Annotated in this window: 24 protein-coding genes; 12 read left to right on the plus strand and 12 right to left on the minus strand. The window is 58.6% G+C overall.

From position 1 onward, the window contains the following. The first annotated feature begins 19 nt into the window (after positions 1-19). Positions 20-445 (plus strand): MerR family transcriptional regulator, encoded by a 426-nt coding sequence (locus tag SJY13_RS05560; RefSeq protein ID WP_377188692.1) that lies wholly within the window; start codon positions 20-22, stop codon positions 443-445. Here SJY13_RS05560 and SJY13_RS05565 read toward each other — a convergent pair whose 3' ends face one another. Further along, entirely contained in the window at positions 446-865 is a 420-nt protein-coding gene (locus tag SJY13_RS05565) for an HIT family protein (RefSeq protein ID WP_377188695.1), read from the minus strand. 289 nt (positions 866-1154) lie between these two features. Here SJY13_RS05565 and ctaD point away from each other — a divergent pair, with 289 nt between their 5' ends. The 3 genes from ctaD to SJY13_RS05580 all read left to right on the plus strand — a co-directional run bounded on the left by ctaD (position 1155) and on the right by SJY13_RS05580 (position 4104). Next, entirely contained in the window at positions 1155-2813 is a 1659-nt protein-coding gene (gene ctaD, locus SJY13_RS05570; protein WP_377188698.1) for a cytochrome c oxidase subunit I, read from the plus strand. A 154-nt stretch (positions 2814-2967) separates the two neighbouring features. Then, positions 2968-3567: a 2-hydroxychromene-2-carboxylate isomerase gene (locus tag SJY13_RS05575; protein ID WP_377188701.1), complete on the plus strand. Its 600-nt coding sequence runs from the start codon at positions 2968-2970 to the stop codon at positions 3565-3567. A 45-nt stretch (positions 3568-3612) separates the two neighbouring features. Further along, positions 3613-4104, plus strand: coding sequence for a DUF2244 domain-containing protein (locus tag SJY13_RS05580; RefSeq protein ID WP_377188704.1), 492 nt, complete (start codon positions 3613-3615; stop codon positions 4102-4104). 23 nt (positions 4105-4127) lie between these two features. Here SJY13_RS05580 and SJY13_RS05585 read toward each other — a convergent pair whose 3' ends face one another. After that, positions 4128-4610 carry a GatB/YqeY domain-containing protein gene (locus SJY13_RS05585; RefSeq protein WP_377188707.1) on the minus strand — a complete coding sequence of 161 codons (483 nt, stop codon included), beginning with the start codon at positions 4608-4610 and terminating at the stop codon, positions 4128-4130. A gap of 183 nt (positions 4611-4793) precedes the next feature. On the opposite strand from SJY13_RS05585, the gene carA reads away from it, so the two are divergent. Continuing rightward, positions 4794-5960, plus strand: coding sequence for a glutamine-hydrolyzing carbamoyl-phosphate synthase small subunit (carA, locus tag SJY13_RS05590; protein ID WP_377188710.1), 1167 nt, complete (start codon positions 4794-4796; stop codon positions 5958-5960). A gap of 83 nt (positions 5961-6043) precedes the next feature. Next, positions 6044-7918 (plus strand): glycosyltransferase, encoded by a 1875-nt coding sequence (locus SJY13_RS05595; RefSeq protein WP_377188713.1) that lies wholly within the window; start codon positions 6044-6046, stop codon positions 7916-7918. A gap of 3 nt (positions 7919-7921) precedes the next feature. Here the strand turns inward: SJY13_RS05595 and SJY13_RS05600 are convergent, their stop codons facing one another. After that, entirely contained in the window at positions 7922-8569 is a 648-nt protein-coding gene (locus tag SJY13_RS05600) for a GntR family transcriptional regulator (RefSeq protein ID WP_085821764.1), read from the minus strand. 100 nt (positions 8570-8669) lie between these two features. Here SJY13_RS05600 and SJY13_RS05605 point away from each other — a divergent pair, with 100 nt between their 5' ends. The 3 genes from SJY13_RS05605 (at position 8670) to SJY13_RS05615 (ending at position 10916) form a co-directional block, all read left to right on the plus strand. Further along, complete coding sequence (locus tag SJY13_RS05605) at positions 8670-9314, plus strand: pyrimidine 5'-nucleotidase (protein WP_085821765.1); 645 nt, start codon at positions 8670-8672, stop codon at positions 9312-9314. A gap of 145 nt (positions 9315-9459) precedes the next feature. Then, entirely contained in the window at positions 9460-9645 is a 186-nt protein-coding gene (locus tag SJY13_RS05610; RefSeq protein WP_377188717.1) for a hypothetical protein, read from the plus strand. A gap of 74 nt (positions 9646-9719) precedes the next feature. After that, complete coding sequence (locus SJY13_RS05615) at positions 9720-10916, plus strand: UbiH/UbiF family hydroxylase (protein WP_377188720.1); 1197 nt, start codon at positions 9720-9722, stop codon at positions 10914-10916. Between the two features lie 21 nt (positions 10917-10937). Here the strand turns inward: SJY13_RS05615 and SJY13_RS05620 are convergent, their stop codons facing one another. Further along, a complete protein-coding gene (locus SJY13_RS05620) occupies positions 10938-12065 on the minus strand; it encodes an aminotransferase class V-fold PLP-dependent enzyme (RefSeq protein ID WP_377188723.1) in 1128 nt (375 codons plus the stop codon). A gap of 230 nt (positions 12066-12295) precedes the next feature. Here SJY13_RS05620 and SJY13_RS05625 point away from each other — a divergent pair, with 230 nt between their 5' ends. Beyond that, positions 12296-12997: a GntR family transcriptional regulator gene (locus tag SJY13_RS05625; protein ID WP_200818538.1), complete on the plus strand. Its 702-nt coding sequence runs from the start codon at positions 12296-12298 to the stop codon at positions 12995-12997. Between the two features lie 6 nt (positions 12998-13003). On the opposite strand, the gene SJY13_RS05630 is transcribed toward SJY13_RS05625, so the two are convergent. Continuing rightward, positions 13004-13462 carry an Lrp/AsnC family transcriptional regulator gene (locus tag SJY13_RS05630; RefSeq protein ID WP_085821769.1) on the minus strand — a complete coding sequence of 153 codons (459 nt, stop codon included), beginning with the start codon at positions 13460-13462 and terminating at the stop codon, positions 13004-13006. Beyond that, complete coding sequence (locus SJY13_RS05635) at positions 13459-13914, minus strand: Lrp/AsnC family transcriptional regulator (protein ID WP_377188728.1); 456 nt, start codon at positions 13912-13914, stop codon at positions 13459-13461. Before SJY13_RS05635 ends, SJY13_RS05630 begins: the two co-directional genes overlap by 4 nt. Positions 13915-14046: 132 nt before the next feature. On the opposite strand from SJY13_RS05635, the gene ilvC reads away from it, so the two are divergent. Further along, positions 14047-15069 carry a ketol-acid reductoisomerase gene (gene ilvC / locus SJY13_RS05640; protein WP_085821771.1) on the plus strand — a complete coding sequence of 341 codons (1023 nt, stop codon included), beginning with the start codon at positions 14047-14049 and terminating at the stop codon, positions 15067-15069. Between the two features lie 69 nt (positions 15070-15138). Continuing rightward, positions 15139-16041, plus strand: coding sequence for a DMT family transporter (locus SJY13_RS05645; RefSeq protein ID WP_377188731.1), 903 nt, complete (start codon positions 15139-15141; stop codon positions 16039-16041). Here SJY13_RS05645 and glmM read toward each other — a convergent pair. From glmM to glyS, 6 genes are all read right to left on the minus strand, one after another. Then, positions 16038-17381: a phosphoglucosamine mutase gene (glmM, locus tag SJY13_RS05650; protein WP_085821773.1), complete on the minus strand. Its 1344-nt coding sequence runs from the start codon at positions 17379-17381 to the stop codon at positions 16038-16040. The two genes, SJY13_RS05645 and glmM, sit on opposite strands and share 4 nt — an antisense overlap. 35 nt (positions 17382-17416) lie before the next feature. Continuing rightward, complete coding sequence (gene folP / locus SJY13_RS05655) at positions 17417-18415, minus strand: dihydropteroate synthase (protein WP_377188735.1); 999 nt, start codon at positions 18413-18415, stop codon at positions 17417-17419. Then, positions 18412-19332 carry a dihydroneopterin aldolase gene (locus tag SJY13_RS05660; protein WP_377188738.1) on the minus strand — a complete coding sequence of 307 codons (921 nt, stop codon included), beginning with the start codon at positions 19330-19332 and terminating at the stop codon, positions 18412-18414. Before SJY13_RS05660 ends, folP begins: the two co-directional genes overlap by 4 nt. 484 nt (positions 19333-19816) lie before the next feature. Next, positions 19817-20458, minus strand: a complete 642-nt coding sequence (locus SJY13_RS05665) for a cell wall hydrolase (protein ID WP_377193577.1) — start codon at positions 20456-20458, stop codon at positions 19817-19819. 186 nt (positions 20459-20644) lie between these two features. Continuing rightward, positions 20645-23185, minus strand: a complete 2541-nt coding sequence (locus tag SJY13_RS05670) for a putative PEP-binding protein (protein WP_377188741.1) — start codon at positions 23183-23185, stop codon at positions 20645-20647. Between the two features lie 64 nt (positions 23186-23249). After that, on the minus strand, positions 23250-25469 hold the full coding sequence (gene glyS, locus SJY13_RS05675; RefSeq protein WP_377188744.1) for a glycine--tRNA ligase subunit beta: 2220 nt from the start codon (positions 25467-25469) through the stop codon (positions 23250-23252). Position 25470: the final 1 nt, after the last annotated feature.

Below are 25470 nucleotides of genomic sequence, written 5' to 3' on the forward strand. Positions count from 1 at the left end.
AAGAGGTGAGTTTCAGAAAATGCACTCAATCGGAGAGTTATCTCGTCGAACCGGGGTCAAAGTCCCCACGATTCGGTTTTACGAGGACAAAGGCCTGTTGCCCAAACCGCATCGAACGGTGGGCAATCAGCGCCGGTATGATGACGGTGCCCTGAACCGGTTGCAGTTCATTCGTCATGGCCGGGATCTGGGCCTGCCTCTGACCGATATCGAGGCATTGCTGTCGCTTGAGGGCGCGCAAGGCCCCGATCTGGACCGCGCGCATGAGATCGCGGAACGACAATTGATTGACCTGCGGCAGCGGATTGTTCAGCTGCGCAGGCTTGAGGTCGAACTGACCCGCATCTCCGCGGCCTGTGACGGCACGCATGATCACGTCTGTGCCGTGTTGCACGCCTTTGGCAACCACGATGCCTGTCTGGGACCGCATGCGGCCAAGTCGTAATCAGGCCAGCGCGGCTTTGATCTGTTCTGCGTGCTGGGCGATCACATCAAAGTCGCCCATCTGACCCGGCGCGCGCAGGGAGACGTCTGCATGCCGTGGAAGCACGTGGAAATGCAGATGAAACACCTCCTGCCCACCTGCGGCCTCGTTGAACTGCTGGATCGTGACCCCATCCGCGCCAAAGGCGTTGACCACAGCATGCGACAGTTTCTGCGTCGTCGCCATCACTGCCGCCAATTGCGCGGGTGATGCATCCAACAGATTCCGACACGGTGTTTTTGGGATCACCAACAAATGCCCATCCGCGCGCGGCATGATGTCCATGAACGCCAACGTGTCATCATCCTCGTACACACGGGTCGAGGGGATTTCTCCGCGCACGATCTTGGCGAAGATGTTGTCGGGGTCATAAGCAGTCATGTCAGCGCTCCGGTTTCGGTGTTGCCTTTAGTTCTGCGGTGCGGCCCGGTGCGGGTCAAGCGGTGAAAGTGCCTGCGCGGCGTCCTCTTGAATTCCCGTCGTCAATACCCAAATCGCTGGCGTTCGGGGTCCGGAAATCGCTGGGTATCCTCCTGCCCGCGACAATTAATCTTGATCCAGATCAAACTCGACCATTGAAGGCGCTTCTTTCGCACTCTAAAACCGGCAGGAATCCCGCGCACCAGAGAGGTCTGGGTGCGCGGTGTAGTTGCAACAGGAGGCACCCATAATGGCGGACGCAGCCATTCATGGTCACGATCATGAAGACGAACGCGGTTTCTTTACCCGCTGGTTCATGTCGACCAACCACAAGGATATCGGTATTCTGTACCTGATCTTTTCGGCATTTGCCGGACTGATCTCGGTTCTGATGACCGTCTACATGCGGCTCGAACTGATGCACCCCGGTGTTCAGTACATGTGCCTCGAAGGCTTCATGGCCGACCCATGCACCCCGAACGGACATCTTTGGAACGTGATGATCACCTACCATGGTGTTCTCATGATGTTCTTTGTGGTCATCCCGGCATTGTTCGGCGGATTTGGCAACTATTTCATGCCGTTGCAGATCGGTGCGCCGGATATGGCGTTCCCGCGGATGAACAACCTGTCCTTCTGGCTGTATGTCGCTGGTACGTCGCTGGGTGTGGCCTCGTTGCTGTCACCGGGCGGGAATGACCAGCTTGGCTCTGGCGTGGGTTGGGTTCTGTACCCACCGCTATCGACATCCGAAGGCGGCATGTCGATGGACCTTGCAATCTTTGCAGTGCACGTATCTGGCGCCTCTTCGATCCTTGGCGCGATCAACATGATCACCACCTTCCTGAACATGCGTGCCCCGGGCATGACATTGTTCAAGGTGCCGCTGTTCAGCTGGTCGATCTTCGTCACCTCGTGGCTGATTCTATTGTCCTTGCCGGTTCTGGCGGGCGCAATCACCATGTTGCTGATGGATCGGAACTTTGGATTCACCTTCTTTGACCCTGCCGGCGGCGGTGACCCGATCCTGTATCAGCACATCCTGTGGTTCTTTGGCCACCCGGAAGTGTACATCGTGATCCTGCCCGGGTTCGGCATCATCAGCCACGTGATCGCCACCTTCTCGCGCAAACCTGTCTTTGGGTACTTGCCGATGGTCTGGGCGATCATCGCAATCGGTGTGCTGGGCTTTGTCGTGTGGGCGCACCACATGTACACCGTTGGCCTGTCGCTTCGTCAGCAGGCCTACTTCATGCTGGCCACGATGGTCATTGCGGTGCCAACAGGGGTCAAGGTCTTCTCTTGGATCGCGACGATGTGGGGCGGCTCGATTGAGTTCAAGACGCCGATGCTGTTCGCCTTTGGTTTCCTGTTCCTGTTCACCGTTGGTGGTGTGACAGGCGTGGTGCTGTCGCAGGCCGGTATCGACCGCGCCTATCACGACACGTACTATGTGGTGGCTCACTTCCACTATGTGATGAGCTTGGGTGCTGTGTTCGCGATCTTCGCAGGTGTCTACTTCTACTTCAGCAAGATGACGGGTCGTCAATACTCCGAGTTCTGGGGCAAGGTTCACTTCTGGCTGTTCTTCATTGGCGCCAACCTGACCTTCTTCCCACAGCACTTCCTGGGCCGCCAGGGTATGCCGCGCCGTTACATCGACTACCCCGAGGCATTCGCCCAGTGGAACTTTGTATCGTCGATTGGCGCTTTTGTGTCCTTCGCCTCATTCCTGCTGTTCTTCGGCATCGTGATCTACGCTCTGCTGCGGGGCGCGAAAGAGACGCGCAACAACCCATGGAATGAATACGCGGACACGCTGGAATGGACCCTTCCTTCGCCGCCGCCCGAACATACGTTCGAGCAGCTGCCTAAGCAGGAAGACTGGGACAAGGGCCACGCGCACTGATCCTGTTAAACCCAAAAGAAACCCCGCCTATTCCGGCGGGGTTTTTTCTTTGCAAAAGCGCATCCCCGGACCACGGTCTGGGTAGAAAGTCGCCAGAGCCACAAAAATCAGCTATTCTGGCACGGCACCACATCCGGCAACCCGGAGGTTTCAAATGCCCGATTTTGATTTTTGGTATTCTATTGGTAGCACCTACAGTTTTCTGACGGCCATGCGCTTGGACGAATGGTGCGAGGAACACGACGCCTCGGTTGCATGGCGACCATTCAATGTGCGCAGTGTGATGTCCGAACAACGCAACATTCCATTTGCGGGAAAACCGGTCAAATCTGCCTATATGTGGCGAGATATCGAACGCCGGGCTGCAAAGTACCACATTCACGCAAAGCTGCCTGCTCCCTACCCTATCTCGGATCTGGTGCTGGCCAATCAGGTGGCCTTATTGGGCATGGGCGACGGCTGGGGCAAAGCCTTTACCCAAGCCTTGTATCGCATCTGGTTTGAAGAAAAAGTCGAAGCTGGCAGTGAAAGCGCGATCTCAGAAGCCTTACACAGGTGCCAGCGGGACCCGCGCATGATCCTGGCGCGGGCGCGCAGCCCCGACACGGTTGCCGCGCTTGAAGCTGAAACCGAGCAGGCCATAAAACTCGGCGTTTTTGGCGCTCCCAGCTTTGTTGTTCAGGGTGAGGTTTTTTGGGGTGATGACCGGCTGGATGACGCGCTGTCCTGGGCACGCGTGGGTCACGTCATTTGATCATTCCCCCTTCGCCATTTTGCGGTCCTGCGCTACTATTTGGCTATGCCTTACAAATGGACTCAAACGTCTGAATCGGAGCAGGAACTTCGCCTTTGGCCGCATAACTCGCTGCCTCCACGCTGGGCCATGTGCGTCGTGTTCTCGGTGTTCCTGTTTGGCCTGATCCCGCTGATGGCAGTGTTGGGATCGGCGTTGCTGTGGGGGTTGTTGCCGTTTTTGTTAATCACAGTGGTGGGGTTATGGCTGGCAATACAGGCCAACTACCGTGCTCGCAGCATGTTTGAGGTTCTGACACTTAACGCGACGCAGGCCACTCTGGTGCATCACGACCCGCGCAAAGGGCGACAGGAATGGGCCTGTAACCGCTATTGGGCACGGCCCGAAATGCACAAACACGGCGGTCCGGTTCCAAACTATGTGACGCTGACCGGCGACGGGCGCGAGGTGGAAATCGGCGCGTTTCTGTCCGAGGACGAACGCATCGCCCTATACGACGATCTGAAACAAATACTGCGCGAACGGGTCGCGCAGTAATTTGGTCATTTATGTAGAGATTGTCAGCAGCCGTTCGTGGCGGAGCAGAGATGATCCTTGACCATAGGGCCGACTTTCCCGAAATCCATCTGGCCGGTATAGCGTGTCTTGAGCTCGCCCATGACCTTGCCCATATCCCGGATTGAACCCGCGCCGGTTGAGCTGATTGCGGTCTGAATGGCCTTTGCGACCTCGTCTTCGTCAAGTTGCTTGGGCAGAAATTCCTCGATGACCTCGACCTCGCGCAATTCCCGTTCGGCCAGATCCAATCGGCTGCCCTCTTCATAGGCTCGAGCGCTTTCTTTGCGCTGCTTGGTCATTTTACCAAGAATTTCAAGCACCTCTGCGTCGCCGCAGCCTTTGGCTTCTTCGTTGTCAGCCGCGCGCGAGGCGATGTCACGGTCCTTGATCGCAGCATTAATCAGGCGCAGCGTCGACAGACGCTCGGCATCCTTGTCTTTCATTGCTTGCTTCAGGGCAGTGTTCACCCGTGATCGCATATCCATATGTTCTGTCCATCCCCATGGCAAAGGAACCCCGACCATATCGAAACAAAAAGCGCGACACAACCGGGGGTGAATACAGCTAAGGCATTGATTTTGCTTAATAGCCTAAAAATTGAACAGGCTTGACCCAGCGCCACAACCCCCTTAAGTATGCGCCGGTTTACCCTGCAGGAGAGTCGCGCCATGGCACAGAACGTCCCGTCCAAGCCCACCGCATGTCTGGCATTGGCCGACGGAACACTGTTCTACGGGATGGGCTTCGGCGCAACCGGCCAGACAGTGGCCGAACTGTGCTTTAACACTGCCATGACTGGGTATCAGGAGATCATGACCGATCCCTCTTATGCCGGACAGATCGTAACATTCACCTTTCCCCATATCGGCAATGTCGGCGTGAACCCTGAGGATGACGAAACCGGTGATCCGGTTGCGGCTGGAATGGTGGTCAAGTGGGACCCGACCGAGCCCTCGAACTGGCGCTCGGTCGAAGAGTTGAAGACCTGGCTGGCCCGTCGTGGCCGCATCGCAATCGGTGGTGTCGATACCCGGCGCCTGACCCGCGCAATCCGCCAACAGGGCGCGCCGCACGTGGCATTGGCCCATGACCCTGACGGCAATTTCGATATCGAAGCTTTGGCCTCCGCAGCGCGGGGGTTCGCCGGTTTGGAAGGTATGGACCTGGCCAAGGACGTCACCTGCGCCCAAAGCTATCGCTGGGATGAGATGCGGTGGGCCTGGCCGGATGGCTATACCCGGCAAGAAGCCCCGGTGCATAAGGTTGTTGCCGTGGATTTCGGCGCCAAGCGTAACATCCTTCGCTGCCTGGCCTCGGCCGGTTGCGACGTCACCGTCCTGCCCGCCACAGCCACAGCCGCCGAAGTGCTGGCCCACGAGCCCGATGGTGTGTTCCTCTCGAACGGTCCCGGCGACCCTGCGGCCACTGGGGAATACGCCGTGCCAATGATCAAAGAGGTTCTGGACAGCACCGATCTGCCGGTGTTCGGCATCTGCCTTGGGCACCAGATGCTGGCGTTGGCTTTGGGCGGTCATACGGTCAAGATGAACCACGGACACCACGGCGCGAACCACCCGGTCAAAGACATGGAGACCGGCAAGGTCGAGATCACCTCGATGAACCACGGCTTTGCCGTCGACGCACAGTCCTTGCCGGAAGGTGTTGTGGAAACCCACCGTTCTCTGTTTGACGGGTCAAACTGCGGTATTCGCATGACGAACCGCCCGGTCTACTCGGTGCAACACCACCCCGAAGCGTCGCCCGGACCGCAGGACAGTTTCTATCTGTTCGAGCGTTTTGCCGAGGCCATGGCGGGAAGAAAAGCGCAGGCATAACCACCTGTTGAACAGAGTTAACTCGCTGTTAACCCTGATTGAGCAACCCTGACGCCTGGTAAGCGTGTCAGGGTTCTTTCATTATGGTCCAGCTTAATCTGCAGCAATTCGCGCATACCGCGCCGGTATCTGCGCAGGACCGCAAGCCGTTGGGAGAGTGCCTGATTGACCGCGGCCTGATTTCGCGGGCCCAACTGGACGAAGCGTTGTTTCTGCAATCTTGGCAAAAGGCTCCGCTGGGCGAGATTCTGGTGGCAGAGGGTTGGGTTGGGCGTTCGGATGTCCTGACCGCGCTTTCTGACCAAAGCGGATTGCAGATCGCTGATCTGGACAGCAGCACTCCACCACCGGATCTGTATAACCTCAAACCAGTTGAGTTCTGGCTGGCTCATAACGTCATTCCGTGGATGCGTCTGGGGCCAATTGTCCTGGTGGCAACAGCCCGGCCCGATCTCTTTCCTGCAGTCCGCGCCGAAATGGAAGGCAACGGGTGGGCGGTGGCGCCTGTTCTCGCGTCCTCGGATCAAATTGACAGCACCATTGCCCGCGTGTTCTCAAGGCCTCTGGCAGAGGCCGCAGAAACGCGTGTCACCCCGGATCACAGCTGTCGGTCTTGGACGATGCGGTCCCACGCTGGCCCAACGATTGCGCTGATCGCTCTGGTCGGCGTATTTGCAGCCGTCCCCATGACCGGATTTACAGTGCTGATCGTTGCAGCTGTGACCACGTTGGTTCTGTTCATGACATTGCGTTTGGCCGGGCTGCTTGGACATGTCTGGAAGCCGCCTGCCCCTGCCCCGGATTCAGCGGCGGTTCACGCCCCGCACGTCTTGCCCGGCGTTTCAATATTGGTGCCGCTCTATAAAGAACGGGAAATCGCGGACGCATTGATAAATCGGCTGCGGCGATTGACCTATCCCAAGGCGTTGCTGGATGTCATTCTGGTGCTGGAAGAATCCGACGACGTGACCCGATCCACTCTGGCATCCGTTGACCTGCCAAGCTGGATCAGAATGGTTGAGGTTCCCGAACTGAACGGCCTAACCACAAAGCCCCGCGCCATGAACTATGCCTTGGATTTCTGCCGCGGTGAAATTTTGGGTGTTTGGGATGCCGAAGACGCACCGCAACCCGATCAGATCGAACGCGTTGCGAGGCACTTTGCGCAGGCGGATGAAGATGTCGTGTGCCTGCAGGGCGTTCTGGACTATTACAACCCGCGTACCAACTGGCGATCGCGCTGCTTTACTATCGAATACAACAGCTGGTTCCGCGTCATCCTTCAGGGCATCGCACGCCTCGGGCTTGTCGTGCCTTTGGGTGGAACCACCTTTTTCTTCCGCCGGGACAAGCTGCTGGAATTGGGCGGTTGGGACGCGCATAACGTGACCGAAGATGCTGATCTTGGGGTTCGTCTCAGCCGGGCGGGCTATCGCACGGAAATGGTTGATACAACAACCTTTGAAGAGGCGAACTTTCGCGCCTGGCCCTGGGTCCGGCAGCGTTCGCGCTGGCTCAAAGGGTTCATGGTTACCTATCTGGTTCACATGCGCGCGCCGTTGCGTCTGCTGAAAGATCTGGGCCTGCTGAGGTTTCTGGGGCTCCAGGCCTTTTTTCTGGGCACTGTCGGACAGTTCCTACTGGCCCCGGTGCTTTGGTTGTTTTGGATGAAGGCATTCGGCCTGCCCAGCGTTTTGGATACGATCATCCCCGGCAACATGCTGACCGGGCTGATCATTCTGTTCCTTTCGGCAGAAGTTACAAACGTCGCAGCAGCCTTAGTTGTCGTTTCCGCGCCCGAGCGGCGGTTTCTGTTGCCGTGGGTCCTAACGATGCCCCTGTACTTTCCGCTGGGGGTTTTGGCCGCATACAAAGCCCTTTGGGAGCTGGCGACCAATCCGTTCTTCTGGGATAAAACACAACACGGACAGGCCAGTGACGAAGGGCTGGTGCCCTAACGCTTATTTCTCACGCAAAACCGCATCCTGTTTCAGGCGGGTCATGAAGGCGACCGAGATATGTTCCTTCAGGGCGCGTTCGGCGGCCTCCTCATTTCGGGCTGCAATCGCTTCGACAATGCCCTTATGCTCGCTTTGGGCAATCTCGCCGCGCCCCTGAACGGCCAGCGATGTGGTAGCCATCAACGCCATTGTGCGATGAACCAGGTTGAGCTGCTGCACCAGATAGCGATTGTGCGAGGCTAAGTGTATCTGCTCATGAAACCGCCTGTTGGCACGCGACAGGGCGGAGGGATCGTCCACCAGCGCATCATCAGCCGCGACCATGTCCTGAAGTACCTTGATCTCTTCTTCAGTGGCATGTTTGGCAGCCAGTTTTGCCGCCAGCCCTTCCAACTCGCGCCGAACCACATAAAGCTCGGCCATCTGGTTGTGGTCCAGCGACGCCACGATCAACGACCGCCCATCCCGTTCCAGCAGGGATTGGGTTTCCAGCCGCTGCAGCGCCTCACGGATTGGCGTGCGAGACACCCCAAACCGTTCTGCCAGTTCGCTTTCGACCAGACGGTCGCCGGGCTTGTAAACGCCAACATCAATCGCTTCGAGAATAAGGCTGTAGGCGTCTTTGTTGGGCTGTCTGGATTGGGGCATTGGGTGGTTTGTCTCCTCGTTCGGACATGTCTATCCGGGTCGGGCCATTGCAATCAAGTGTAGCATTGAAAACCGTGCTGTTGCGGCCTAAACCCATACCATGGTCAAACCTGCCTTTGCTCACGTCACCCAATGGGTGTTCGACCTCGACAACACGCTGTACCCGCCGCATATGCGCCTGTTCGACCAGATCGAGGTGCTGATGACAGATTACGTGGTACAGGCAATTGGCGTCGACCGTGCCGAGGCGGATCGCCTGCGATCCCTATATTGGCGGCAATACGGCACCACGCTGGCGGGGTTGATGGCCGAGCATGACCTGGACCCTGACCCCTATCTGTACGCGGTTCACCAGGTCGACATGAGCCACATGGACCCCGATGCCGAGCTAGCTGATCACATCCGGACCCTGCCCGGACGTCGCATTGTCTATACCAATGGCAGTGCGCCGTATGCCGAACGTGTGCTTGCAGCGCGAGGCCTCAGTGGATTGTTCGATGCGATTTATGGGGTGGAACACGCAGGCTATCTGCCCAAACCGGAAAAAGCCGCGTTTCAGGCGATCTTTGCGCAGGATGGGATTGACCCGGCCAAAGCTGCGATGTTCGAAGACGATCCCCGCAACCTGGCCGCTCCGCACGCGATGGGCATGCGCACTGTCCACGTCGCGCCCGAGCCACACCAAGCTGAACACATTCATCACCACACCGACGATCTGGCCGCGTTTCTTGCGCGGCTGAAATGACCTAACGCCTGCGACAACTTGCCTTTGCTGCATTGCAGCATTTTGGTGTATGCAGCGCAACGCTAACGGATAGGAGACCCCCATGTGCGCGAACGTGATTCCCCGACGCCGAACTCAGTTGCAACGACTGTTGTTTGCAATACCCATGCTCGGCATAATGTTTTGCGATGCAGAAGATGTCACGACGAGGGACTGGGCATACTCGGCTGTTGGTCTGTTCCTTCTGTGGGGGGTATTGATCTTTTTGTTCGGCCTGCCAGGCCTGTATATGCCAGCCGTGGCCATGGTGCCAGTGATGTTCCTGATCCTGCTGCGGATATCGCGCGGCTGAGACACGGGACAGGATGTCACTTGGCACTTGAGACAGAAGCACTCTAGGGTTTGCCCAAAACCGAAAGAGGCGCCATGGCAGACCAGTGTGACATCCTGATTTCCGGCGGCGGAATCGCCGGACTGACCGCTGCAGCGGCTTTTAGCACCGCCGGGTTCGACGTGATCTGCGTCGACCCGACCCCACCGATCACCGAACGCGATGTCGACGGGTCCGACCTGCGGACCACTGCCTTTTTGCAACCCGCGCATGGGCTTTTAGAGCAATGCGGGCTGTGGCAACGGCTGGACGCACACGCGGCCCCCTTGCAGATCATGCGCATTGTGGATGCGGGCGGAGATGTGCCGGAACCGCGCGTGGTGCGTGACTTCAACGCGGCCGATATCTCGGACCAGCCCTTTGGCTGGAACCTGCCCAATTGGCTTTTGCGGCGCGAGATGGTCGCCCGTCTGGCCGAATTGCCGAATGTCGATTTCCGTCCTGGCACCGGCACCGCCAGTCTGTTCACCCGCACCGCCGAAGCCCGCGTGGGCCTGAGCGATGGCAGCCGCATTCGCTGCAAGCTGGTGATCGCCGCAGATGGCCGCAATTCGCCCATGCGCGAGGCCGCTGGGATCAATGTTCACACCACGCGCTATGGCCAAAAGGCGCTGGCTTTTGCCGTCACGCACCCGATCCCGCATGACAATGTCTCGACCGAGATCCACCGGTCCGGCGGGCCGTTCACCCTGGTCCCCCTGCCGGATTGGCAGGGTCAGCCCTCTTCCGCCATCGTCTGGATGGAGCGTGGGCCACGTGCGGTTGAGCTGTTAAATACCGATCCCGACACGTTTGAGGCGCTGATGACCAAACGGTCCTGCGGGTTGCTTGGGCCGCTGAAGCTGGCCTCACGCCGGACGATCTGGCCGATTATCAGTCAGAAGGCGGAGCGCCTGTCGGGTGAACGGGTTGCCCTGATGGCCGAGGCTGCGCATGTGGTGCCGCCTATCGGCGCGCAGGGGCTGAACATGTCATTGGGCGATTTGCGCAGTCTTCTGGATCTGGCACAAGCCCGGCCCGAAAACCTGGGCGATGTGCAGATGTTGGAGGCTTATCACAAGGCCCGCCACGCTGAGATTGAGATGCGCGTCAAAGGCATCGACCTGCTGAACCGCGCCTCGATGATCGAAGCGCGGCCGTTACGGGACGTTCGCGCGATGGGGCTGAATGCGCTTTATTCCCTGCCGCCTGTCCGTAAAACGCTGATGCAGATGGGCCTCGGCGTGCGCTGAGGTCCCGTACCCACAGAAGGTTTACAGGACCTGATCCAACACGCGCTTGAGCCGCGTGATCGTGCCGTCCACATCATACAGCTTATCCAGCCCAAACAGACCCAATCGGAAGGTGCTGAACCCTTCGGGCTCATCACATTGCAGCGGTACTCCAGCTGCGATCTGCATGCCCAGGGCGGCGAATTTTTTCCCGTTCTGGGCTTCGGGGTCCGAAGTGTAACTGACCACCACGCCCGGCGCACCAAAACCGTCTGCGGCCACCGAGACAACGCCTTTTTCATGCAACATCGCCCGAACACCATCACCCAGCGCCCACTGTGCATCACGCAGCTTATCAAAACCGTAGTCACGGGTTTCAATCATAGTATCGCGAAAAGCGCGCAGTGCATCAGTCGGCATTGTGGCGTGATAGGCATGGCCGCCGTTTTCATAGGCCTGCATGATCTGACGCCACTTCTTAAGATCAACGGCAAAACTATCGGATTCCGTCTCCTGCAACCGGGCTTCGGCGCGCTCGGACAACATGACCAACCCAGCGCAGGGCGAGGCGCTCCAGCCTTTTTGCGGAGCTGAGATCAGCACATCCACACCGGTGGCCTTCATGTCGATCCAGGCACAGCCCGAGGCGATGCAATCCAGAACCATCAGGGCACCAACCTCATGCGCAGCGGTGGCCATCGCGGTCACATAGGCGTCCGGCAGTATCAGACCAGCCGAGGTTTCCACATGCGGGGCAAAGACAACATCCGGGCGCTGTTCGCGGATCGTCGCCACGACCTCTTCGATCGGGGCCGGGGCAAATGGTGACGGGCTGGAGTTTCCGGTCTGCCGCGCCTTCAGAACCGTTGCCGACGCCGTCAACTCACCGGATTCGATGATCTGGCTCCAACGGTAGGAAAACCACCCGTTCCGAACCACCAGCACATTGGCATTGCGCGCAAATTGCCGGGCGACAGCCTCCATGCCGTAAGTGCCGCCGCCAGGAATGATCGCAACGCCGCCCGCCTGATATACATCGCGCAACATATCCGAGACATCCCGCATAACCTGCTGAAACTGGGCGGACATGTGGTTCAGTGACCGATCTGTGAAAACAACCGAAAATTCTTCGAGCCCGTTGGGATCAATAGTCTCCAAAAGCGCCGGCATGATGTGTCCTTTCAAACTATCTCAGAGATTTCTGACCCCAATCGGGGAAATGGTCAAACGCTCTTTCGCAGCGCAGTTGACGCGAGGGAATACAGGTTCCTAACAGAATATTAACTCCTGAAAGCGTCAATATTCAGGTAGTTGACGCCAAACAGTGTCACCGCCCCTTTACACCCTGACGTGTTTCTGAACAGATGCATTCACTTTGTAGAAGAAAGGTTTTTCCTCCCGTGACTGCGCATAAGCGGATCAGTTTCCAAGTTGTACGTGACGAGGTCAAAAGACGTATTGAAACCCGTATCTGGCCGCAAGGATCTCTGCTGCCAACGGAAACGCAACTTGCCGAAGAATTCAATTGCGCACGTGCCACCGTGAATCGCGCCCTCAGGGAACTTGCGGATCAGGGTTTTGTGGAACGAAAGCGCAAAAGCGGGACGCGGGTCAAAAAAGAGCCCAGCAAACACGCCAAGCTTGAGTTTACACTGACGCGGCAAACTGTAGAAAACCAGAACTCTATCTATCGATATGCGCTGGTGGAACGCAACGTGGTCGCAAGCCCCGGTTGGCTGGCCTCACAACTCAGCGTGTCACCGGACGCGCGGGTACTTCACCTCGTGTGCATGCATTATGCCGACAACCTTCCCTTTCAGCTGGAAGAGCGCTGGATCAACATTGCAGCCGTGCCCGAGGTGGAACATGCCGACCTCAACAGCCACGGCCCCCACGAGTGGCTTTTAAATGCCGCCCCCTTTACCGAGGCCGAAGTGGCTTTTTGTGCGATCTCTGCCGATGGCCGATTGGCTGAGTTCATGGGTACGACCGCCGGTACCTCGATGATGCAGCTTGAACGGATCACCTGGAAAGACGGTGAACCGATGACGTTTTCCCGGATGACACATCATCCCGGGTTCCGCATTCGCACAAAATACTGACCTGCCCTAACCAATCGGACCGGGCAAACGCTCTTCGCTTAGCAACACGTTGGCTTCAACATCGCCTGCTCCCGGCAGGGTCATGATCCTTCGGCGCAAGACGCGCTCGAAATCGGACAGGTCGCGCGCCACAACACGCAGGCGATAGTCATACAAGCCTAAAACATGCTCGACCGTCTGGACTTCGGGAATGGCACTAACGGCGCGTTCAAAGTCTTCCAGACTGATCTGCCCCTTGCGCGCCAGCTTTACACCAAGGAAGACCGTCACCCCGAACCCAAGCGCCTCGGCGTTCAGGCGCAGGCGGCGACCTTTGATGATACCTGCGGTTTCCAGCCGCCTGATGCGCCGCCAGGTCGCGGGCTGCGACAAGTTCAGCTTTCGCCCCAACGCACCAGCGCTTTGCGTGGCATCCGTGGCGAGGTTGTGGAGAATTTGCCTGTCGATCTCATCAAGCTCTATCATACGGGCAAAACCTCGTCGCTTTTGACGCGCGCGATATGCATCAACGCTTCGATATCAGCGATATGAGGCAAGGTCAGAATGCGGTCTCGATATAGCTGTTGGTAATGCTTCATATCCCTGGCCAACACCGACAGGCGGACGTCAACACGTCCCAGAAAGGTCTGCAATTCGATGACTTCGGCCACTTGCCGGGCAGCGGCGGTAAACTCGTCAAATGCACGCGGTTGAGTCTTGTCCAGCGTCACGCGCAACGAAACTTCGACCGCATATCCCAGCGCTGTCCAGTCGATCACGGCCTCTTGCCCTTGAATGACACCCGCCTCCTGCATTTTTTCAATCCGCCGCCAGCAGACGCTGGCACTGATCCGAGAGCGTTCGGCCAATTCGGAAGTCGACAGGGTGGGGTCGGCCTGAAAATGGCGCAGGATTTGCCGGTCGATATCATCAAGCATGAATTTTTCACTTCTACGGTAATTCGCGAATAAATACTCACACTCTTGCTGATATTTCAAGGATAGCGCCATCGCAATCCTTGAAAAATCGCAGTAGAACCTTGCTCAATCGAAACAGAAAGGACCAGCGACATGCGCGTCTATTACGATCGCGATTGCGACATCAACCTGATCAAAGACAAAAAAGTGGCAATCCTGGGCTATGGCAGCCAGGGCCACGCCCATGCGCTGAACCTGCGCGACTCGGGCGCAAAGAACTTGGTCGTTGCACTGCGCGAAGGCTCGGGCTCGACCAAGAAAGCCGAGGCCGAAGGTCTGCAGGTAATGGGTATCGCAGAAGCGGCGGCCTGGTGTGACGTCATCATGTTCACCATGCCCGACGAATTGCAGGCAGAAACCTACAAGAAATACGTACATGACAACATCAAGCCCGGCGCAGCCATCGCATTCGCGCACGGCCTGAACGTTCACTTTGGCCTGATCGAGCCAAAAGAAGGCGTCGACGTCATCATGATGGCCCCCAAAGGCCCCGGCCACACCGTGCGTGGCGAATATGCCAAAGGCGGCGGCGTGCCCTGTCTGGTCGCCGTCAACAGCGACGCGACTGGTAAGGCGCTGGAAATCGGCCTGTCCTACTGCTCGGCCATCGGTGGCGGTCGCTCGGGCATCATCGAGACTAACTTCCGCGAAGAATGCGAAACCGATCTGTTCGGCGAACAGGCCGTTCTGTGTGGCGGTCTGGTTGAGTTGATCCGCTGCGGCTTTGAGACCTTGGTCGAAGCGGGCTACGCGCCTGAAATGGCCTATTTCGAATGCCTGCACGAAGTGAAGCTGATCGTTGACCTGATCTATGAAGGCGGCATCGCCAACATGGATTACTCGATCTCGAACACAGCAGAATACGGCCAGTACGTGACCGGCCCGCGCATCCTGAAATACGACGAAACCAAAGCCCGCATGAAAGAAGTGCTGAACGACATTCAGCAGGGCAAGTTCGTCCGTGACTTCATGCTGGAAAACGCTGTGGGTCAGCCGACCATCAAAGCGTCACGTCGCGCCAATGATGAACATATGATCGAAGAAACCGGTGCCAAGTTGCGCGGCATGATGCCATGGATTTCGGCCGGTAAAATGGTCGACAAAGAAAAGAACTAAGTCTGACAGGAGTCAGCGAAGGGGCGGCCCAAAAGGCCGCCCTTTTTCGTCCTGCTATCTGAGGCGCACATGGTCCATCAACCCACCTCCCGCGATTGGAGCGGCGTTATCACGCTGGGCCTGATCTGGGGCGGCACCTTTATGGTCGTCACCATGGCGTTAGAAGGCTACGGACCGGTGACCGTCGCCACTGCGCGCACTACGCTGGGTGCGGTGACGCTGTTGGGCCTGATGGCAGTCACCCGCCGTAGAATGCCCAGCCCCTCTGCCGGGCTTTGGGGGTTCATTGTTATCATTGGTATTCTGTCCACGGCGCTGCCCTTTGTACTGCTAAGTTGGGGACAGCAATATGTTCCGTCAGCCTTTGCCGGCCTGTCGATGGCGGCGATTCCGTTGATGGTCCTGCCGCTTGCGCATTTCTTCTCGGACGAACCCATGAACCTGCGCAGGCTGTTGGGCGTGTCACTTGGGTTTTCTGGTGCCTTGGTGCTGATCGGACCGGGTCTGGCGCAGCTGGGAACAGGCGCAGAGCCATTGGCGCAACTGGCCTGTATCGGTGCGGCATTCTGCTATTCCTGTGCGTCGATTTTCACCCGACGGTGCCCACCCATCGACCCGGTGACCTTGGCGGCCCTGACACTGGTGGTTGGTGCCGTTATCCTTGTGCCGATCATGCTGGTGACCGAGGGTATCCCCGGTTGGGAGGGGACACGCCCCGGTCTGGCCATTCTGGTCTTGGGCCTTGTGCCTACGGCCTTTGCCACATTGCTGCGCGTGTCCATCATTCGCAGCGCCGGGTCCGTCTTCCTGACGTTGGTCAACTACCAGGTGCCGATCTGGTCGATGGTGTTCGGCGCGTGGATTCTGTCCGAGGCTCTGCCCATACGGTTTTACATCGCACTGGCGATGATCCTGACCGGGTTGGCGATCAGCCAGTGGTTCAGTCTGCGTAAAATGTTGACAGGGCGTTAACCGGCAACCGCTTCGACCTCGGCCACGATGCCATCCACGACCTGCGTCAAAAGGGCGTCGTCTTCGCATTCTGCCATCACGCGGATCAAAGGTTCGGTCCCTGATTTGCGGATCAGCAGACGCCCCTGCCCGGTCAAACGCGCCTCGGCATCGGCAATGGCAGCCTGAACCTTGGCGGCCTCAAGCGGGGTCTGCCCTTCGCCGTAGCGCACGTTTTTCAACAGTTGAGGTACGGTTTCGAACTGCACCGACAGTTCAGAGGCCTTGCGGCCCGTATGCACCATCTCGGCCAGGAAATGCAGTCCGGCCATCAGGCCATCGCCGGTTGTCGCATAATCGCTCATGACGATGTGGCCCGATTGCTCTCCGCCCAGATTGAACCCGCCGTCGCGCATCCGCTCAACGACATAGCGATCACCTACTGCCGTCCGTTCAAGGCGCAACCCGACTCGGGCCAGATGCCGCTCGAGCCCGAGGTTGGACATCACCGTGGCAACCAACGCACCACCGGTCAGACGGTCCGCCTTGGCCCAGCTGGTCGCCAGCAACGCCATCAGCTGATCGCCGTCAGCCACCTGCCCATGCTCGTCCACCATGACCACGCGATCGGCGTCTCCGTCCAGACAAATGCCAACGTCAGCCCCGTGGGCCACAACCGTTTCTGCGGCCAGCTGAGGCTTGGTCGAGCCGCAATTCAGGTTAATGTTCTTACCGTTTGGCGCGACGCCAACCGGGATAACCTCAGCCCCCAATTCCCAAAGAACCTCGGGCGCAGTGCGGTGGGCAGCCCCGTTGGCGCAATCGACCACCACTTTCAGCCCATCCAGTCGCAGGTCGCGCGACAGCGAGGATTTGACCCGCTCACCATAGCGGAAACGGGCATCGTCCACCCGGCGGGCGCGTCCGATATTCTGCGCCTGTGCGGGTTTGACGCCCTCTTCGATCAGCCGTTCAATCTCGATCTCTGCCTGATCCGACAGCTTGTAACCGTCAGGACCAAAGAACTTGATGCCGTTATCCTCGGCCGGGTTGTGACTGGCCGAGATCATCACACCCAGGTCCGCCCGCATCGAGCGGGTCATCAGGCCCACCGCTGGGGTCGGCACCGGACCCAGCAGCAACACGTTCATACCGGTCGAGGTCAGACCTGCCGTTAGGGCGTTTTCCAACATATACCCGGACAAGCGCGTATCCTTGCCAATCACCACACGGTGGACGCTGGATGCATCCCGGCGGAAATAGCGGCCAACAGCGGCCCCAATGCGCAAGGCCATCTCGGCCGTTATCGGATGCGTGTTGGCAGTGCCCCGCACCCCGTCGGTTCCGAACAGCTTGCGCATAGGTAATACTCCTCGAATTCTTGCCTGCGACCGGATTACCGGACTGCGGCCCATAGGCGCAAGGCCTGAGCGGTCTCAGCGACGTCATGAACCCTGACGATCTGCACCCCTTGTGCCAATCCCGCCAGTGCCACGGCAATAGATCCAGGTGCGCGGGCATCCTTGCGCGGCTCTTTGCCAATCTGACCGATCAGCCCTTTCCGGGACACCCCCAGAAGGACCGGGCAGCCCAATCCATGAAACAGGCTGAGATTTTGTAGTAAGGTCAGGTTATGTGCTTCGGTTTTACCAAACCCGATACCAGGATCGATCACGATTTGGTCCCGCGGCAACCCAAGCTGTTCCAGCCGTGCCACCTGCCCTTCCAGAAAATCAAACACGTCCAGCAATACATCGTCGTATTGCGGATCGTCCTGCATGGTGGCCGGATCGCCCTGCATATGCATCACACAAACCGGCGCGCCCGTTTCGGCGCAAAAAGGTGCAAGCTGCGGATCGAACGTGAAGCCCGACACGTCATTGATCATCCCTGCCCCTGCCATCCACGCCGCCTGTGCGACGCTGGCCTTGCGCGTGTCGATGGAAATCAGGGCGTTTGTCTTGGCGCGTATCGCTTCGATCAGGGGCTTGGTCCGGACAATCTCTTCGTCCACGGGCACAAAGGACGCACCGGGACGGGTCGACTCGCCACCGATATCGAGAATGGAGGCCCCGTGCGAGACCATCTCTTGTGCCGACATCAGGGCGGCCTCGACCGAATTATGTACTCCACCATCCGAGAAGCTGTCAGGTGTTGCGTTGAGAATGCCCATGATCTGTGGGCGATCCATCTTGATCCCTGCAATATCCGCGCGCGGTTGGGTCAGACGGTTCAGAACCTCTTCTGGGACTTGCTGTACTGAAACGATGCTGGACTTTACGCCCCGAACCAATCGCTCCGCATGGGTGAACCACAAAGGTAACCCGGCCAGAAACACCGCCCCATTGGGGCACGCTGGGCCATGTTGTACCAGAGGTCGGAAATACGCGGTCAAAGCAGTGCCTGATCCACGGATACAGCACGCAGCGGGGTCTTGGGCGCATCCGGCAATGCTCCGCCGATCACCATCATTTCGCTGGCCTCAAACGTAGCAGCAAACCACGCCGCCAAGGCCACTGCGTCCGAAGGCGCCGCTGAAGGACCATCGACTGCATCCAGCACGATCTTAGACGGCGCCCAGACGCAGATCTGGCCGTTTTTCATGGCCCAGTCCAACTCGGTCCGCGTCGACACAACAACGCAGCGATGATCCCGCGCGGCCAGAACCCAGGCGTTCTGTTCAATCGCCAAGAGGTCAATCCGACGCTGTGTCATCGCATGACCGGTCTGCGGCACCGCCATTTCTGCCGCTCCGACACACAGGATCAAGGGCCGCTGGCGGTGTTCCAACTGATCGATCCATCCGGTCAGGTTTGACGATGTGATGGCCTCGTTCGACAAAAAGGCCAGCCGTGGATGGGGGCGCTCTTCCTCAACCATATCGTGGTGTACATTGTCCTTGCCGCGCACGATTTCGACGCCCAGCGCTCCTGGGCCGCGATCCAGTTTTTCTATGCGAACAAAGGATCTTACGGCCTGAGGCTCAAGCAATATTCGCTCGGCCACCCGATCAGCCAGCGTTTCCAGCAGGTTCAGCCGTTCGGCCGCCAGCTCAAAGCCGATGGCCTCGGTCACTCGGTCATAGGACAGGATCCGATCGACGTCGTCATCAATCGGGTCGGTCAGCGGGCGAACCTCGACCACGATGTTAAAGCAGATCCGCTGCGTGGTTCCGCGTTCGGCCTGAAAAGCACCGATCTCAACCTCGACGATATGGTCGCGCAATGAGATGCGATCCAGAGGGCCGCGCGCCGCGGTTGCTTCGGACCGTTCGGACGGGTGCGCAAAGGCAAGACGGATTTCAGAACTCATGCGACAGACCTTCTCGGGCTCATTGGACTGATTTGCCCAAAATAGACGATGCGCGCGCATATATCACTGCAACAAACGCCTTTCCAGTCATCGAATGCGGCGTCAGGTGACGCGGATCATCGCAGACGCCTTGTGGCCCAACATGTGGCAGTGCAACAGCGAGCTGTTCGGATTGTCCGCCTCCAGCGCTATTTACCGGGCCTCCCCTCGCTCGCGACCAGAAAGCTGAGTCACCCAACGGCGTCGCTTCAAGCCACTACAGGACCAGACAGGCGTGGTGGGAAGGCCCTGTGGGGCGATTTGGCGGATGGCTTACCGGGCAAGCGGGTCAGCACCAAACCCCGATCCGATGTCAGGCAGTGCCGGCATTGCGGCCATCAATTGCAGGATGAGCCTGCGTGAAAACGTCGTTGCGGGCCAATCAGCCCGCAACAATGATCATTCGACGCCCCCCGCCATCAGCCTTCCGGCGCAGGTGCGTCTATCAGTTGCTCGCTGTCTGGTAGTTGTGGCGATAGAAAACATGCACGCCGATGCGCGCCGTTTCCTTGTAAACACGCGACCACGACGGGTTGACCGCTGTGGTATGGTAATGCGTCGCACCTTCGGTCAGTTCTTTCGAAGCCCCGTCGATCGCAGCACGCGCGACTTTGGACACGCGCTCATAAGCTCTCTTCTCGCGGATGACTTCCTTATGACCATCGCAGGTGTAGGTGAACTGGCACTGGTATTTCTTGCCTGTTCCCTGCTTGATCACGCCGCACAGCGAATCCGGAAAACGACCGCTTTTGACACGATTGAGGATTACCTCGGCCACCGCAAACTGACCGCGCACGCTTTCGCCACGCGCCTCAAAATACAAGGCTTCGGCCAGGCATTTGAAATGCTCGTCCCCTTTGGCCGCAGGCTGTTGATCCAGCCAGTCCTTCGAGTACGAAACTTTTTTCGGTTCAAGCGGCTTTCCGGGCTTGAACAAGCTCAGATAATCGCGGAAATTCTGAACAGGCAGTTCACCACGTGAAACCAGCTCAGTCTTGGCAGCATTGGTCGCTTTCCTTTCGGCGAACGACGCACTCGGCAGCACAGTTGCTGCCATGACGGCAACAGCCAGTATATATCTTAGCATCAGATAACCTCGCACAGGCACATTACGCGCCAAACCCTCCCCCGGCGGGCGCGAGAAGGCTCATACCGAAATGAATCGGAAACGTCCAGTTCTGATGGAAACGCAAGTGGAAAATCGCCGTAACGTCAAAAAAAATTGACGACAGCGCCTCTCAACAACCACTATTCCTAGGGTAAAAGGAGACTGTCAACCCCCAAGTCTGGACGAAATTGCCAGTTGAGCGGCAGCCAGCCGAGCGACAGGCACCCGGAAGGGCGAGCAAGAAACATAGTCAAACCCCAAATCGCGACATATGGCGATTGATTCGGGGTTGCCGCCGTGCTCGCCACAAACGGAAAGCGTAACGTCCGGTTGCGCCTGCCGTCCGCGTTCAGACCCGAGTTTCAGCAATTCGCCCACCCCATCAGCGTCAAGGACGTGAAACGGATCTTCGACAAAGACACCCTGGCGGACATAGGCCGACATGAACCGGCCAGCATCATCGCGCGACAGCCCATATGTCATCTGTGTCAGGTCGTTAGTGCCAAAACTCAGGAATGAAGTTTGCGGAGCGATCTCATCCGCGCGCAGGCAGGCGCGTGGCGTTTCGACCATGACCCCCAGGCGGTACTCAAACTCCACCCCTTGCTCCGAGGCCACCGAGGCCGCAACCGAATCGATCCGCGCTTTGACCAGTTCGACCTCGCGCTTGGCGGAAACCAGCGGTATCATCACCTCTGGCACAATAGGCGCACCGTTTTTGCTGGTTTCAAGTGTGGCCTCAAAAATGGCCCGCGCCTGCATGTCATAGATTTCGGGAACAGTGACACCAAGACGGACACCGCGCAGACCCAACATCGGGTTATATTCCGTCATGGCCGCGACACGGCGCTCAACATCCGAGACCGGCAAGTCCAACGCCTCGGCCAATTCGCGTTGACCGCTGCGTGTGGTCGGCAGGAATTCGTGCAGGGGCGGGTCAAACAGGCGGATACACACGGGCTGGCCTTCCATGATCCGGAACAGCTGCACGAAATCCTCACGCTGCATCGGCAACAACCGTTCCAACACCGCGGCGCGACCCGAGGAAGTTTGCGCAAAGATCATCTCACGCATCACAATCAGGCGGCCGGGGTCAAAAAACATATGCTCGGTCCGGCACAAACCTATCCCTTCTGCTTTAAAATTGCGGGCCGTCTGCGCATCGGCCGGCGTGTCAGCGTTGGCGCGAATGGCGATGTCACGTTCGCTATCGGCCCAGCCCATAAGCGTTTGAAAACAATCGTCTAATGCGGCCTCCAACATGGCGGGTTGTCCGGCCAGAACCTGCCCTGACGTGCCGTCAATCGTAAGGATATCGCCGGTTTTGAACACACGCCCATCAGAGGCGGTCAGCAGCTTTTTCCGAGTTTGGAAACGCATGTCCAAGGCCCCGACGATACAGGGTAGACCCAGGCCCCGCCCAATCACCGCCGCGTGGCTGGTCATACCGCCCTTTTCGGTCAGCACCGCAACAGCCGCATGCATTCCGCGCACATCCTCGGGCGCGGTTTCGCGCCGGACCAGAATGCAGGGCTCTCCTCGGGCTGCACTGGCCTGCGCCTCGGCAGCCGTGAACACAAGTTTGCCGGTTGCCGCGCCAGGGCTGGCAGCGATACCTGTGGTCAGAACATCTCGGCGCGCTTCGGGGTGGACCTGTCGATGCAGTAATTCGTTCAAAGAATGCGGATCGACCCGCATCACCGCCTCTTGCGGGGTGATTATGCCATCTTCCGCTAAACGCACCGCGATCCGCATCGCCGCCCGCGCACTGCGTTGCACGCGCACGCCGTCCAGAATATGCACATGGCCGTTTTCGATCACGAACTCGACCTGCATTTCTTCCTTCAGCTTGACCCGCATCAACGCCGCATGGGTCTTGAGATCAGCAAACGCCGTCGGTGCCACCTCTTCCAAAGACTTACCGCGCGGGTCCTTTTCCAGATACAGCGCGGCCACGCCCGCACCCAGTGCATCCCGACCCTGGCTTTGGCTCAGATAGCGACCCGTTAGCTGCGGCATTCCCGTTGTAGGATCAATCAGTTGCAGTACACCTGATCCGCATTCGCCCTGTCCGACACCGGGGATCATTTCCTGAATGACAAGGCCCAGCCCAGCATCCACAGGAGCCCCCTTGGCCTGTCGTAGCAACCGGGCCGATGTGCCATCCCAGGCCCGCGCCATCGACCGCAGAACGGCAATCAACTGCTCGCCCCGGTCCTGAGGAAAGGCTTCGTCGGTCTCATCATCATAGGCCCGCAGCGATTGCTGCAATCCTTCGCGCCCATCTGCATCTATGTCGTCAAACACATCCGCATCCAGCCGTGCGACGTGAACCGCGTAGCTTTGAACAAAGCGCAGGTACAGCGCGGCGGCGGCCTCACCACCCATCGAATCCGACAGGTCCACATAGCGCGCGTCATTCATCCCGATGTTCAGGATCGCCCCGGGGCCTCCCCAGTCGGGGTCCTCCGAACTTGGTCGGACGCACAGCAAAGCGGTCTGATCGAACTGATCCAGGATAGCCGCTATATCAGGCACCTGCCCTTTAGCGATCCGTTGCACCGCGTCAAACGATAAAGCAACCGTACGGGGCACTGGCATTTCCAGCCGGACCAGCCGTTGCAAGCATTTCGCCCGCCCACCATGAGAGTTGGCAGCAACGGGCGCATCGGATGTTATCAGAGTGGTATGCGGGTTATTCTGCACTGCGGCACCTTTTGGTTTGCCCGCAGCATAAGGCCCTGCACCAGTGGTGCAAGGGCGATCTGGGTCAACCCTCGATCTGACTCAGATCTGCGACGCTGGAACAGACCTGACGGATTTGGCTGAGCAGGTTCAGGCGGTTGCGGCGCAGGATGTCATTGTCAGTATTGACCTGAACATCCTCGAAAAACGCATCGACCGGGCCGCGCAATTCGGCCATTGCAGACATGGCGGCCGGGAAATCTTCGGCTTTCAGCGCCGGGTCGATCTTGGCCTGAGCCGCATCGAGCGCCCCGAACAGGGCCTTTTCGCTGTCGGTCTCGGCAAATTTCACATCCGCACCGTAAGAGTATTCGACGCCATCCTTTTCCTCGGCTTGCGTGAGGATATTGTTGGCGCGTTTGAATCCCTGCACCAGGTTCTCGCCATCCTCGGTGGCCAGAATTGTATTGAGAGCCCGTGCGCGTTTGACCAGCAGATTGAGGTCATCATTGCCCTCCTTCGCGATACAGGCGTCGATGATGTCGTGGCGGATACCCTCATCGCGGAGGAAGACCTTGAGGCGGTCGTGGAAGAAGGAAAGTAGGTCGCCCGATGCGTCTGGAACCTTCTTCTCCAGCTCAAGAAAGGCCGACGCCGGCAATCCTTCGAGTTTTTCTTTGGCAGCCTGGAATGCAGCGCCAAAGACACCATGATCAGCGATTTCTTCCAAGAGATCACGAACACTCGCGTCAGGCAACGCTGCATTGATCGCGCTCTCCGCACGAACCAATTGACCGTCAAAGAAGCGGTCCAACCTTAGACGTAGACTATTGTCTAAAACCAACCGAATAACACCTAATGCCGAGCGGCGCAGGGCAAACGGGTCTTTCGACCCGGTCGGTTTCTCGTCAATCGCCCAGAACCCGGTCAGCGTGTCCAGCTTGTCAGCCAGTGCCACGGCCACCGAAAGCGGCGCGGTGGGCACGTCATCCGACGGACCAAGCGGTGAGTAATGTTCCTGTGCCACGGCAGCCACGGCGGCATCCTCGCCCGCAGCCTCGATATAGTACCGCCCCATAAGCCCCTGAAGCTCAGGGAATTCATAGACCATTTCCGAGCTCAGATCCGCCTTGGCCAGACGCGCGGCTTTCTCGGCCTGATCAGCGTCTGCGCCGGTGACCGGGGCCAGTTCGCGGGCCAACGCGGCGATACGGTCAATCCGCTCAGCCTGTGTGCCCAACTTGTTGTGGAAGGTCACATTCTCCAGCGCGCGTGTCCATTGCGCGATGTCCGCTTTGGTGGCGCGCAGGTCGTTTTCCCAGAAGAATTTCGCATCCGCCAGACGGGCCGACAGCACCTTTTGGTTTCCGGCTAGAATGGTCGCGCCATTGTCGGCGGTTTCACGGTTGGCAACGGTGATGAACCGCTCAATCCGGCCCGACTTAGGATTGCGGACCGAGAAGAATTTCTGATGCTCTTTCATCGAGGTTTGCAGCACCTCGGGCGGCAGTTGCAGGAATTCTTCGTCGATCTTGCCCATCAGCACCACCGGCCATTCGACCAGCCCGGCCACCTCGGCCAGCAGCCCCCTATCGTCAACCACTTCCAGACCTGCCGCAAAAGCCATGTTCTGCGCGTCGTTCCAGATGTGTTCAGCCCGGTCTGCGGGGTTCAGCACAACATAGGCGCTCTTCAGCTTTGCCGCGTAGTCGTCGAAAGATGTCACCGCGAAACGCTTCGGGGCTAAAAACCGATGTCCGGCAGTCGTATCACCAGAGGTGATGCCATCGACGGAAAGCGGAACAACCTGCGCGCCCGCTTCGTCGCTGAGAATGCACAGGATCGAGTGCAAAGGACGAACCCAGCGCAATGTGCCGCTGCCCCAACGCATCGACTTGGGCCAGGGAAAGTTGCGAATGGTCGCCTCAAGCACCTCGGCCACAATCTCGGCTGCCGGACGACCGGCTTTCTCGATCGTTGCGAAGTAGACCGCGCCCTTGGGCGTGTCGCGCTCTTCAAGCTGGTCGCGGGTCAGGCCTGCGCCGCGCAGGAACCCTTCGATCGCTTTGTCGGGCGCGCCAACCTTGGGGCCTTTGCGTTCCTCGCGGATGGTCGGGCTTTCGGCCAGCAGGCCTTCGATCGCCAGCATCAGGCGGCGCGGCGTGGTTTGGGCAGCGGCCCCGGCATAGGTCAAACCGGCCTCAACCAAACCATCCGTCATCCGCTTTTTCAGATCCTCACCCGCACGGGCCTGCATACGGGCGGGGATTTCTTCGGAAAACAGTTCGATCAGCAGGTCGGGCATA

The organism is Ruegeria meonggei, from assembly GCF_042768335.1.
Classification (GTDB): Bacteria; Pseudomonadota; Alphaproteobacteria; order Rhodobacterales; family Rhodobacteraceae; genus Ruegeria; species Ruegeria meonggei.

What these genes read in the sequence shown, in the direction of transcription:
- SJY13_RS05605 (WP_085821765.1), top strand. Translation starts at nt 8,670, where the DNA reads ATGGTCAAACCTGCCTTTGCTCACGTCACCCAATGGGTGTTCGACCTC.
- carA (WP_377188710.1), top strand. Translation starts at nt 4,794, where the DNA reads ATGGCACAGAACGTCCCGTCCAAGCCCACCGCATGTCTGGCATTGGCC.
- ctaD (WP_377188698.1), top strand. Translation starts at nt 1,155, where the DNA reads ATGGCGGACGCAGCCATTCATGGTCACGATCATGAAGACGAACGCGGT.
- SJY13_RS05575 (WP_377188701.1), top strand. Translation starts at nt 2,968, where the DNA reads ATGCCCGATTTTGATTTTTGGTATTCTATTGGTAGCACCTACAGTTTT.
- SJY13_RS05620 (WP_377188723.1), bottom strand. Translation starts at nt 12,065, where the DNA reads ATGCCGGCGCTTTTGGAGACTATTGATCCCAACGGGCTCGAAGAATTT.
- SJY13_RS05610 (WP_377188717.1), top strand. Translation starts at nt 9,460, where the DNA reads ATGCTCGGCATAATGTTTTGCGATGCAGAAGATGTCACGACGAGGGAC.
- SJY13_RS05580 (WP_377188704.1), top strand. Translation starts at nt 3,613, where the DNA reads ATGCCTTACAAATGGACTCAAACGTCTGAATCGGAGCAGGAACTTCGC.
- SJY13_RS05565 (WP_377188695.1), bottom strand. Translation starts at nt 865, where the DNA reads ATGACTGCTTATGACCCCGACAACATCTTCGCCAAGATCGTGCGCGGA.
- SJY13_RS05615 (WP_377188720.1), top strand. Translation starts at nt 9,720, where the DNA reads ATGGCAGACCAGTGTGACATCCTGATTTCCGGCGGCGGAATCGCCGGA.
- SJY13_RS05600 (WP_085821764.1), bottom strand. Translation starts at nt 8,569, where the DNA reads ATGCCCCAATCCAGACAGCCCAACAAAGACGCCTACAGCCTTATTCTC.
- SJY13_RS05660 (WP_377188738.1), bottom strand. Translation starts at nt 19,332, where the DNA reads ATGAGTTCTGAAATCCGTCTTGCCTTTGCGCACCCGTCCGAACGGTCC.
- SJY13_RS05645 (WP_377188731.1), top strand. Translation starts at nt 15,139, where the DNA reads ATGGTCCATCAACCCACCTCCCGCGATTGGAGCGGCGTTATCACGCTG.
- SJY13_RS05595 (WP_377188713.1), top strand. Translation starts at nt 6,044, where the DNA reads ATGGTCCAGCTTAATCTGCAGCAATTCGCGCATACCGCGCCGGTATCT.
- SJY13_RS05560 (WP_377188692.1), top strand. Translation starts at nt 20, where the DNA reads ATGCACTCAATCGGAGAGTTATCTCGTCGAACCGGGGTCAAAGTCCCC.
- SJY13_RS05635 (WP_377188728.1), bottom strand. Translation starts at nt 13,914, where the DNA reads ATGCTTGATGATATCGACCGGCAAATCCTGCGCCATTTTCAGGCCGAC.
- SJY13_RS05665 (WP_377193577.1), bottom strand. Translation starts at nt 20,458, where the DNA reads ATGCTAAGATATATACTGGCTGTTGCCGTCATGGCAGCAACTGTGCTG.
- ilvC (WP_085821771.1), top strand. Translation starts at nt 14,047, where the DNA reads ATGCGCGTCTATTACGATCGCGATTGCGACATCAACCTGATCAAAGAC.
- glyS (WP_377188744.1), bottom strand. Translation starts at nt 25,469, where the DNA reads ATGCCCGACCTGCTGATCGAACTGTTTTCCGAAGAAATCCCCGCCCGT.
- SJY13_RS05630 (WP_085821769.1), bottom strand. Translation starts at nt 13,462, where the DNA reads ATGATAGAGCTTGATGAGATCGACAGGCAAATTCTCCACAACCTCGCC.
- glmM (WP_085821773.1), bottom strand. Translation starts at nt 17,381, where the DNA reads ATGCGCAAGCTGTTCGGAACCGACGGGGTGCGGGGCACTGCCAACACG.
- SJY13_RS05585 (WP_377188707.1), bottom strand. Translation starts at nt 4,610, where the DNA reads ATGGATATGCGATCACGGGTGAACACTGCCCTGAAGCAAGCAATGAAA.